Origin of the sequence: Acinetobacter genomosp. 15BJ, assembly GCF_000400715.1 — a bacterium.
Taxonomy (GTDB): Bacteria; Pseudomonadota; Gammaproteobacteria; order Pseudomonadales; family Moraxellaceae; genus Acinetobacter.
This window is the reverse complement of record NZ_KE007347.1, coordinates 2,003,853-2,015,823: the sequence shown is the minus strand read 5'-3', so window position 1 is coordinate 2,015,823 and position 11,971 is coordinate 2,003,853. Positions and strand designations below refer to the sequence as shown.

At 38.7% G+C, this 11,971-nt stretch carries 6 protein-coding genes; 5 read left to right on the top strand and 1 reads right to left on the bottom strand.

Going from position 1 to position 11,971, the window contains the following annotated elements; genetic code table 11:
• Window positions 1–37 precede the first annotated feature (37 nt).
• Complete coding sequence (locus F896_RS04900; RefSeq protein WP_016164578.1) at window positions 38–3,025, top strand: two-partner secretion domain-containing protein; 2,988 nt, start codon at window positions 38–40, stop codon at window positions 3,023–3,025.
• A gap of 83 nt (window positions 3,026–3,108) precedes the next feature.
• Here F896_RS04900 and F896_RS04905 read toward each other — a convergent pair.
• Window positions 3,109–4,274, bottom strand: a protein-coding gene (locus F896_RS04905) for an IS3-like element ISAba21 family transposase (protein ID WP_085940850.1) whose coding sequence is annotated in 2 segments (ribosomal slippage) — window positions 3,109–4,016 and window positions 4,016–4,274 — 1,167 coding nt in all. Because the reading frame shifts where the segments join, the coding sequence is not laid out codon by codon here.
• A gap of 119 nt (window positions 4,275–4,393) precedes the next feature.
• Between F896_RS04905 and F896_RS04915 the strand changes: the two genes are divergently transcribed.
• The 4 genes from F896_RS04915 (at window position 4,394) to F896_RS04930 (ending at window position 11,967) form a co-directional block, all read left to right on the top strand.
• On the top strand, window positions 4,394–6,097 hold the full coding sequence (locus F896_RS04915; RefSeq protein ID WP_016164577.1) for a ShlB/FhaC/HecB family hemolysin secretion/activation protein: 1,704 nt from the start codon (window positions 4,394–4,396) through the stop codon (window positions 6,095–6,097).
• Between the two features lie 419 nt (window positions 6,098–6,516).
• Window positions 6,517–8,565: a hypothetical protein gene (locus F896_RS04920; RefSeq protein ID WP_016164576.1), complete on the top strand. Its 2,049-nt coding sequence runs from the start codon at window positions 6,517–6,519 to the stop codon at window positions 8,563–8,565.
• A gap of 16 nt (window positions 8,566–8,581) precedes the next feature.
• The gene (locus F896_RS04925) at window positions 8,582–9,286 is read left to right on the top strand and encodes a hypothetical protein (protein WP_016164575.1); all 705 of its coding nucleotides are present in this window, start codon (window positions 8,582–8,584) and stop codon (window positions 9,284–9,286) included.
• Between the two features lie 29 nt (window positions 9,287–9,315).
• Window positions 9,316–11,967, top strand: coding sequence for a DUF6160 family protein (locus tag F896_RS04930; protein ID WP_016164574.1), 2,652 nt, complete (start codon window positions 9,316–9,318; stop codon window positions 11,965–11,967).
• The last annotated feature ends 4 nt before the right edge of the window (window positions 11,968–11,971 follow it).

Sequence of the window (11,971 nt, the reverse complement as noted above, 5' to 3'; positions counted from 1 at the left end):
GCAATTTTTTAAAATATTAAGAACAGGTGGGATAATTGTGAATAAGATCTATCAAGTGGTATGGAATACGACGCATCTTTGCTGGCAAGCAGTGAGTGAGAAGGCCAAAGGTGGCGTTGTTGCAACGCAATCAACAACAAAAATCAAATCTAAAAGCTCTGTTGCTCATACAGCAAAACTAGCAGCGTTGTTTGCGGTAAATGTACTGAGTGCAAGTATTGTTTTTGCGGGACCAACTGGTGGGGTGGTGAGTTCAGGCACAGCGAGCATTTCAACCGCAGGAACCACCACCACGATTAACCAGTCCACTGCAAAAGCTGCAATTGACTGGAGTAGCTTTTCCACCAATAGCAATGAAATTGTGAATTTCGTGCAACCGAATAGTAGCTCGATTACCTTAAACCGCGTCACGGGTACAAGTGCTTCAAACTTAAACGGTCAGTTAAATGCCAATGGGCAAGTGTTTATTATTAACCCGAATGGGGTGCTATTTGGCAGCACATCACAGGTGAATACAGCGGGTTTGGTGGCATCGACCTTAAACCTAAGTAATGCTGATTTTAATAACAATCTATTTAATTTTAACAATACTAGCAATAACAAAGGCGTTGAGAACCGCGGCAAAATCACCGTGCCTACAGGTGGTACGGTTGCCTTAATTGCCCCGACAGTAAAACAGACAGGTACGATCAAAGCACCGCAGGGCAATGTATTATTGGCAGCAGGTGGTGATATTACCCTGAATCTAAATAATGGTAGTTTGTTGGGTTACACCATTAATCAAGGTAAAGCACAGGCCTTGATTAACTCAGGCGGAATGATTCAAGCGGATGGCGGTAAAGTGATTCTTACAGCTAAAGGCATTGATGATTTAAGTAATGCGGTGGTGAATAGTGTTGGGATGATCCAAGCGCAAACGGTGAATAATGTCCGTGGCGTGATTGAACTTGGCAGTGATTTAAGCAGTGGTACCGTGAATGTCAGCGGGACATTGGATGCATCAGCGCCAATTGGTGGCAATGGTGGGCAGATTAAAACTTCTGCAGCAGAGGTAAACATCAATTCAGGCACCAACATTACGACACAGCGAAATAGCACGAGCAGCTTACCGCCGACCACCAGTGGCTGGGAGCTGAAAGCTAAAAATGTCGATGTCGATTTCTTTGGTGGCAGTGTGAGCAGTACCACCTTGGGTGATGCTTTAAATAAAGGCAATGTCACTTTGAATGCGATGGGTACAGCAGAAGGCCAAGGCAATATTAATATCAATGATGCAAGCAGTTGGAATGCTAATACCGCACTGACATTAACAGCAAACAAAGATATTAATTTTAATGGTGATTTGGATTTAAGTGGAGATAAAGCCAAGCTTGCCATGAACTATGGAGTAGGATCGGATTACAACTTAAATAATGGTGCCAAGATTAATATTAGTGGTTCATCACCGACGTTGTTGATCAATGGTACCTCTTATATTGTGATCAATGACCTAGGTGAGGAAGGAGATGCCAATATCAATACCTTGCAAGGGATGAATAATAACCTGAAAGGGAATTATGCCTTGGGCAGCAATATTGATGCCTCTGATACGGTGAGTTGGAATAATGGGAAAGGTTTTGATGCGATTGGTCAGTTACCTGTAAAAGTCGATGGAGATATTCTACAACAAGCTGAAGGTGGCTTACCTCCAGAAACTCCAATTTTCCAAGGAAACTTTCATGGCCTAGGGCACAAAATTGATGCTTTAACCATTAATCAACCACAACTACATGGGGGACCAATCAATGATCAGGTTGCGACTCCTCAAGGATTATTTAGCATTACCTATGGCAGTGAATTAAGGGATGTAGGTCTTACCAATGTGTCAATAAAAGGCCATGCTTATATGGGAGCTCTCACTGGCCTACATTTTGGTGGCAATATTAAAAATGCCTATAGTACAGGCCAAGTCCATGGTTTATATTATGTTGGAGGTTTAGTCGGTGTAGCTGGTGGGCAAAATATTAATGCCAGCTTGGGTAAAATAAGCCAAAGCCATTCAGAAGCACAGGTTAAAGGAATATTAAATGTGGGAGGGTTGGCTGGGGTAAGTCTCCTTCCCGTTTACGATAGTTATGCTACAGGCAATATTTCTTTAGCAGATTTATCTATGACGCTAGAGGAAGAACAAAACCTTGATCCCAATGGTACAGGTGGTTTCGGGGTAGGGGGCTTAGTCGGTACTGGACAAGGTGTTTATAACAGTTATGCAACAGGGAATATATTAACTGGTACCTATGTAAATGGGAATTGGCATCCAGAGTTAGGGTTCTTCGGTGCAGGTGGTTTAGTGGGGTTTTTGATGGCTCAGGAAAATAGTCTGCATCATATCGATCGTAGTTATGCCACAGGCAACGTGAGTGGTTTAACGGGCTTAGGTGGATTAGTTGGAGCCACTGTTGTCCGTAATAGTGGTTATTCTACTAGAACCCCTAGATTATATATTAATAATAGCTACGCAACAGGTGATGTGATTGCAAGTGATGCCATTCAAAGCCAGCATATAGGTGGCCTTGTTGGAGGGAATGCACCAGATAATATTATCAATGCCAGTTATGCGACTGGCCGAGTCAAAGGCAATAGCAATGTAGGTGGTTTAGTAGGAAATAATAATGGCGGTATTGTAACGAATTCATATTCAACCAGTACGGTGGAAGGTGAAACTTCAGTTGGAGGGCTCATTGGATATAATATTGGAACAGTTGAGAATAGTTATTCAAATGGCATGATAACTGGCGTAAATCATATCGGGGGACTCATTGGGGAACATAGCCTCTATGGGGGGGGAGTTACGAATAGCTATTGGAATACTGAAACATCAGGACAATCTAGCAGCGCAGGTGGTATTGGAAAGACCACAGCAGAACTGCAAAAAATCCTGACCTTTGCAGGATGGGATATTGCCGATGTTTCCGATCCAAACTCAAGCTCGATGTGGGTGATTGATGAGGATAATACGACCCCATGGCTTCGCTATAATCATTAAGACGAAAAGACATTATTAGAATATAAGACCAGAGGCTGAAGTGATATGTGCTGAATTAGCAGGAGACTTTCACTTGGGATATGCTAGGCAGCTAACCGATAAAAGTTCTCTGCTATTTGATTTGGCGTTTTAAAATCCAAACTCTTTTGAATTCTTCGCTGATTATAAAATAACACAATGTATTTTGTAATATCTGCTTTAGCTTCATCTCTGGTTTTATAGTTGCAATGATGCACTAATTCATTCTTGAGTATGCCCCAGAAACTTTCAATCGGTGCATTATCGTAACAGTCCCCACGTTTGCTCATTGAACCTTGAAAATCACATTTTTCCAGTATCTTTCGATATTCATGGCTGCAATATTGGCTGCCTCTGTCCGAATGAACAATTAAGCCTTTCGTTGGTTTTTGATTACGAATCGCCATAGTCAGTGCATTGCAAACAAGTTGTGCGGTCATACGCTCATTTAAGCTATAGCCAACCACTTGTTTCGTGTACAGGTCTTTTACTGCTGCCAAGTATAACCAACCTTCAGCAGTCCAAATGTATGTAATATCGCTTGACCATGCAAGATTGGGCTTAGTCATTGAAAACTGTTGCTCTAGTAAATTTGCGTAGATCGCTCGATTATGATCACTCTTCGTAGTTCTTTTGAAACGCTTATGACGCTTACAATACAGCTGGTTGAGCTTTTTTATTTGACGTACAGCATACGTACTGATTTTGATACCTTGCGCTTGTAAATGCTTAGTTAATCGAATATAGCCATAGCTTTGTTTAGTTTCCTCATGAGCTATTTTGACCAAAATTGTCTGTTGATTTCGCTGAACCAATCTTTTATTCATGCCTCGTTTTAGCCAATCATAAAATCGTGACACTGAAACGTGAAGTAATCTAGCCATAAAGCTAATCGGGAATAAATGTCTTTGCTGTTTCATATAGGCGTACCTTACTGACTTTCTTTCGCAAAGTACGCTGCTGCCTTTTTTAGAAATTCACGTTCCATTTCAGCTGTTTTGAGCTGTTGTTTGAGCTTTTTATTTTCTTCGAGTAAGGCATTTAGATCAGGTGAATATTGTTTAGTGCCTGCTAAGGTGCCAGTCTTTGCTTTATTATTCCAATTTGAAAGAGTTTGCATTGAAATGCCAAGTTGTCTGGCTGTTTCCGATACATTGCCTTGATTGGCTTCAATCAATTTTATTGCTTCAACTTTAAATTCTGCGGTGTAAGTCTTCTGTTTCTTGCTCATGGTAAACTCCTGATGAGTGTCTATAGTTTACCAAGTTAAAACCTCCTGTTTTCTCAGCACACATCAGGCTGAAGCTTCTGGTCTTAAACAATAAGATATTGATTAAATTTAGAGAAATAATGAAATTTTATTTAAGTAACCAAGCAGGGATGCACAATAGAATACTTCTTCAAATAATGAGAGGAGCTAGTATTCTAGTCGTTGCTTCTACTGTTGTTCATGCAGAAGTCGTTATACCTAATAGTGGTACTATTACTAAACAATTAAGTCCTGAACAATTCAAAGAAACACCAAAAACAGACCAACAGTACTTTGGCGCTGATTTATCGCAGCAAAATTACAGTCAGGATCAAACCCCTATTTGGATCACAAAAGTCCAGATAGAAGGGAATCAACAAATTGCCACTGGGGTTTTACATGATTTAGTCAAACCATTGGAAAATAAAAACAATGTATTAGCTGATTTACAGCTTGGTGCAGAAAAAATTACTGAATATTATAGAAAGCAGGGTTACTTTCTGGCGAAAGCCTATCTCCCCAAACAAAAATTAGAAAATGGAATATTGGTGATCCGAGTACTCGAAGGACAACTCGGTCAAGTTCTTTTAAATAACCAGTCTAAAATCAAAGATACAACCATTAAGCGCTTTACCGATCAAATTCCTCATCATCAGGCGTTGCAACAACAGCAAAGTAATAAGACCTTGCTACTTATTTCAGACCTAGCAGGTGTCGGGCAAATTCAGGCAAACCTACAGGCTGGTGAACAGACTGGGCAAACTGATCTTGTTTTGGATATTCTAGGACAGCCAACTTGGCTCGGACGAATTAGTATTGATAACTCTGGAAGTAGTTATACAGGTAGATATCGACTTTCAAGCTATCTCGAAAGTAATAGTTTATTGGGATATGGAGAGAAGCTATCTGCTCAATTACTCGGAAGCAATCAAGACTTGCTTTCAGGTAGTTTAAATGCTCGGTTTCCTGTAACAGGAACGGGTCTATGGCTGGGCGGTGGTTATAGTAGAACTGAATATGAACTGGGTGAACAATTTAAGCAATTAGATGCGACAGGAACTTCTGAAAACTATAATGTAAACCTCATTTATCCATTGATCCGAAGTCAAAAGACTAATTTGAATTTGAAGCTGTTGGCTGAAAAAAGAAAGTTATTTGATAAAATTGCGGCCACGAATACAGAGACATCCAAACAGATAGAGGCGAGTCGGATCTCACTCAGTTTTAGCCGAATGGATGATTGGGGAATTGGAGATGTCAAAGGTGGTATTAATCAATTTGAGTTGATCACGACGATTGGCAATCTGAACGCACAAAGCCCATCAGCCTTAAATATAGATCGCTTATCTGCAAAGACCCAAGGCAGTTTCAATAAATATGAACTTAAGCTTTCCAGACAGCAAAGATTAACAGCATCTTCATGGTTGACCAGTGAGTTATATGGACAACTTGCATCTAAGAACCTCGATTCCGCCGAGAAATTTTCCTTGAACCAAATGCGTGCTTATCCAGCAGCAGAAGGACTTGGAGATCAAGGTTGGGGGGCATCAATTAATTTTTATTATCAACTAACACCATGGCTAAATACTTATTTATTCCAAGATGTTGGACGAATACAGCAAAATAAAAATCCATATCTTAGTGATAAAAATATCCGCGCTTTGGCAAGCACAGGGATTGGTTTTGGCGGTGGCTATCAAGATTTCGACTATAATGCGACACTTGCATGGCGGAATACTTCAGCAGCGAAAAGCGACAAGGATCAGCAACCAAGATTGCAGTTTGGCATTGGATGGCGGTTTTAGTTGTGAATTTAGCGCCTGATTTTATCTGAGAAGCGTCGAGAAGGGTTTTGCACACAGTAGTGGCAATCATAGCTTAACTATAGTTTAATTCGGCAATTACATTTTGCAACAATGATCTGAATTTGACAGATGCTGAAATTTTACTTTATGGAAAATTAATAAGCAGATAAAAATCATTACTATAGAAAAGTTAAAAAGCATCCTCTTTTCTTTCACTCATCGGAAAATACACCATTTACCTAAATTATTTTGCTTTTGTGTAAATTATCAGCATAATGAAGAGTGAGATTATGTAGGCAGATTGTCTGCATTTGAGTGAAGCGTAAATACGGTTTTCCTATAGTTTGTAGGGCATCACTCAAAAAAGGATGTTAGAAAAAGAATGATGATGCGGAGCATCAGGTAATAGGAAGGTCAAGATGACTAGATTAACTTCTACGGTTTTGTTCAAAAGAACTGTTTTAGCAAGTTTCATTAGCTTATGCGTAAGTCAATCTATTTTCGCACTACAAGAAATTTCCGATGATGTTTTAAGTGAAACCACTGGTGAAGGGATTGCTTTTTTACCTCGGGATTTTTCTTTTCGTTTTAATGGAGCAGAGAATCCATTAGCGAATGGAAGTACTCCTTTAAATTTTACTGATACCGGGTACATTCGATATATTCCTGTAGGGCCTTTGACTCAAAAATCACTTGATACAAATAAAGATGGTATTGTTAGTTCGCTAGATAGAGCTGTAGGCAAGGCGGACTTGTTTTTATATGGTTTGGCTTTATCTAAAGCTAATGGGAATGCTAATAACCGTTTTAATAACACTTCTGGGATTACAAGTTGGGGAACGGCAACTAACCCTTGGATATTAAAAGTAGCTACGGAAAGCGGAGTGCCAACTTTTACACCAGATGATGTATCTGGAACAACACCTGTTAGAAATACGGATACAGGGGCAGTAACGTATTTGGCTCTGGAAGCACCTCTTTTCAATAAAGTGCTACCAACTAATGCTATAGATGGAGCAGATGCATATAACTTAAAATTAGGGTTATGGGCTGATGCTTTTGTTCGTAACCCAAATGTTGCAGAAAATATGGCAGCAACAGGTAATCAATTTAACCTTGGCGAGTTGAATGGTACAACGGATAGTACAAATACACGAGCAAATCGACTTCGATTGAATGCTGTATGGGATGGTTTCGGAATTAATGGTAGCCGCATCCAAATATTTCAAACGTTAGGTGGTTCAAATAACACAGGTGGAATGAGTAAGTTCTACAATGAAACCTTAGGTTTAAATGGAATACTACGATTAAATAGCGGACCAAGTGATACATTACGTGCAACAGCAACAGCAAATGCTGTATGGGTGGAAGCAAGTCCTGTTGCTACAAATACTTATACAGTTCCAACTGCATTAGCTACAATTGGTGCTGCCCCTGCTTTTGCATCTTCAGGTGGGTGCGGTGTTAGTGGTACAAGTCCTGATGCAAGAAATTTATCAACTTTTTCACGTGGTGATTGTATTCAAAATGAACGAATATTAACCCGAACAAGTCGCACGACTACAACATGGGGAGCTCCGACGACGGGTAAAATATTACGTATAGGCACGCAAGAAACAACAGATAGTAATATCTTGACAACACCAGCTATCAATGGCGGAACAGCTCCTGTATTTAGAGAGCCATCTGTGAATGATGGTGCTATTTATATCTATAATCTTAACACCAACCTTGTATTGGGATCTTTGTATCAACCTCTTGTTTTAGGAGTAGCTGACGATGGTCGCAATGTATCATTAGAAATTGCACGTATTCCAAATAAAGAGAGTATTTATAAAAAAATCTACACAAATTACTCACGACCTGTAACGGCTTCTGATCCTTCGGCTTGGCAATTTAATGGTGGTTATTATGGTTCTACATGTAATGTTCATTATTGTGGAGAACACCCTTCAGGAACAGTAACTTCACTTTCAAATAATTATCAAGGATCAAGTGCAACGCATAGTAGTATTACAATTGGTTCAACAGTTTATAACTCAGCAAAAAATGAGCTAACGGCTTACAGTGGTGCAGAAGCAGTTGGTATTTCTTTTGGTGCTTTGCAGTCAGGAACGGTAGTTAATGATCAACAGTATAAACAAGTTCAACAACAGAATCGTAATTGGACAACAGGATATGAACGTTATTGCAGTGGCGGAACAAACTGGTTAGGTTCTTGTCAAGGCTATAGTTGGAGATATTTTAATCAAAATTGGCAGGCATTTGATGCTTGGAAAAATGTAGACAGAACAACATATTCTAATAATATTAATATTACGAGCCCTAGAGACCCAATACTTAATCCTAATGGTGGAATTCCAACAGTAGCTCCTGTAAAAGCAACAGCTCCGTCAAATAATTTTGGCTCAGCTGCAATAGATGGGTTGTTAATTCAGCATCTCAAAATGACAACAACAGGCTTATAGTAAAGAGGCAGAAGTAATGAAAAAAACATTTTTATTCGGTTTGTCTTTGTTATCAAGTCTAATGACTCATGCGGGTTTACAAGTGCTAGATAGTCAAGCTTTGGCAGAGGTTCGGGGACAAGCTGGAGCAGACCTGTCATTAAATTTGCAACTCAATCAGACAGGTATGAATGGTGATTTTGATACAGCATTATGTACGGATTTACGTTTTTGTCGTTTAGGTTTATCGTTAAATAAACGTTATTTGAAGGAAACCACAACAGGTTCGGGTGTTTGGAGAGCTGATGATATTAGTGGAAACAAACTATGGTTAGTATTTAAAGGAATCCAAGGAACTGTAAATATTCAGAAACTAGGTTTGGATGGAGTTGATCTAGTTTATAATAATGATGCGGGACAAGTACAAATAAAGCCAGCAATTCAACTTAGTTATAGTAGCAATTACCCAATACTTATCCGTAATTTTGGTTACCAGTCACTTGCGATTGAAAAAGATAGTGTAGCAGATGAAGGTACAAATAATATTCCAGGTTATTTAGTTTCAACAGCGGCTGGGGTAGGTAGTTATACATATACAGGTAACACATTCGATGGTACACACCCAACGAATGCTGGTCTTGGTCGTGAAACAGGATTCACTGGATTAATGATGAATGGCAATCTTGCAATACAAGGAAATATCGTTATGTTTGCATGTGATGGAAGCCACCCACGTTGTTAAGTTGGAATGAATTTCAAAGGACTGAAGTGATGAAAAAAAATAATCAAAATCACAATTTGGTATTGTTTGTACTAAATACTCTTACCGCAAGCATATTTTTGATTAATTCTGCTCATGCTCTACAGAGTTTAGATGATAATGCTCTACGGAGTGTAAATGGTCAGGATGGTGTTCATATTGCAACCTCTTATGATGAAATTAATGTGGATAAATTTTACTGGGAGGATGATGCAGGAAGAGGGAGTACAGATAAGGCATATACAAAAACATTAAGAGCAACTGCCGAAGGTTTTAAAATTAAAGCGACTAATGCTAATGTTTCTAATTTGGCAATAGCAAATAGAACCCCTGGTTCGGATTATAAAATTAATGTTGGTAGCGGTATCGGGGCTGATACAGGTAAAACTGGTTTAGATTTAATGTTATCAACAAACCCTTCATTGATTACTATAGATAATTTTAATATTTGTGATACAGAAAGCAGTCCGCGTTGTGGTGTGCCTATTGGAAGTGTAGCAATGCAGACAAGTTCTGTGATTGATATTGCTTTTAAAACACGTGATGGGCTTTTTAGTAAAGATAAACAGGCGGTTCTTGATTTAGGCTTAAAAAATGCCAATATATATTTAGGGCAAAAAGATGTAAGTGGTGAGTTGAATCAGTTAATTTTAAAAAACTTTAACTTTAACTTTTTAGGCAAAGGTGTGATGTTTATTGATGCATCGGGTGGCTTTAAATTACAAACAAATGCAGACGGTGTAAGTAACGCAACAATAAATATGGCTCCAGATTCAACACATGGATATGTAGATTTTAGACGTACACCTGATTCCGCTTCAGCAAACTTAAAAAATAATGGAAGTTATGGAGATGCAACTTCCACAGCTCCTAATGGAACAATAACAACTAATGCTGGCCTAAATCTTGAATTTATGCTTAATAAAAATGTGGATAAAAATTCACCATACACACTAAATACGACAAATAGTCCAACAAATGCTACTGGTTTGATTCGAGTGGGTGCAAGTGGCCGAATGGTCAATGGATATTTGCAATTACGTGGTCTAAATGCCGATGGTATGAATAATCCTGATTACAGTGGGGTAAATTATGGTAATACAGATAATAGTAATATTGTCGGGAAAGTTAATAACTCAAGTACAAATTTAAGTTTAGCTGCTAACAACCCTATTACATCAGCCGCTGGAGAAAATATTATGGGGAAGACGGGCATAGCTTTCCGTATGGCGGCTGAGTTTACCCAAGATAATGACTTAATGTTAGGTTCTGATGGTAAGGCAACAACTTTAGAAATTGGTAATGCTGGTTTAAATACGTATGGTTTTGAGTTTGGTAATTTAACTGGTCTTGTAGCTACAAATAGAGGTTCATTTGATAGCGGTAATGTTTATATTAATCTTGCTGATACTAAAACGCTTTTACTCCCAGCAAATAAGTTATTTCAAACTAGTCGCTTTGGTAATGGAAATTTTTTAACTAATAATAATGACTACATTCAATATATTTATACGAATACACCTGATGGTATTCAGATAAATCAAAATCCCTATAGCCTCTTAGTCGCAATTCGTGGTTCAGAGTTTCAGGCGATTTCAAGACGAGGTCGTTTCACTAATAGCGCCAGAACAAATGATGCTTTTGGCAATAGTGTTCCAAATATTGTTGAGCATGATGGGCAAAATGGTACGACATTAAATGAATGGGGCTTAGCATTACCTATTTACAATCTTAATGCAAATATTGCGCTCTTTGGTACAAATGTTGATGCATCTACGGCATACGCTTATACGACTGATTATAAAGGATATAATAAGTCATCTTCAAATAAGGTTGTTATTGGGGCAGTTGGACAAAAAACACCGCGTTTAGGTTTTTCTTTGGCAATGAGTACTCAAGGGGTGAGTGACGATGGAGCGAAAACAACTTCAATCATGGTAATCGATGGGAAAAAGGTGAACGGTCAACCTACTGATTACTACATGGGATTGCGTAATATTGATATGCTGATTAAGGGAACTGGGAGTATTGGTGTTGAAAAGGGTAGTTTGAATGTTAGCCTTAAAGATATGCTAATTGTGGCGGCAGCTCAAGTTGCGGCAGGTTATTTACCAGGAACGACATATAGCCGTTGTGTACAAAGTGTTTCAAATTCTGGTTGTAGCGCTGTAGCTGCAAATAACAAAGTGCCACTTAATAATTTTTCACTTTCAAATGATGTTCTACTAGGAGTAAAGCTCCGTATTGGCGGTAGTATGGATTTTTCATTGATTCCAAATGGCGAATATAGAGCAGATGGTACTGGAAGTAGTTTGAATATTGTAGGTGATTTATCTTTAGATAAGAATCAAAATAATACAATCCAAATTAGTGATCCTGTTGATGGTTCAACGATTGGGCTGGATAATTTAATGGGTAAAATGGCATTTAATAACTCAATTGTTATTGGTCGTCATAGTTCTGGGGAGGGTGTTGTGAGCTTTAATACGGCAATTAACTTTAACCCTGATAAAAATGCAGCAGATGTGTTTAGAGCCAGAGATATAAACTTTTATCCTCCTTCTTCAGGTTCAAGTAAACGTTTAGGTGAACTCGCGATTACAGGTGGAAGACTAAACAGTAGTCTAAGTATTGTGCCTCGAAATGGTAATTTTACTAACTAACTTA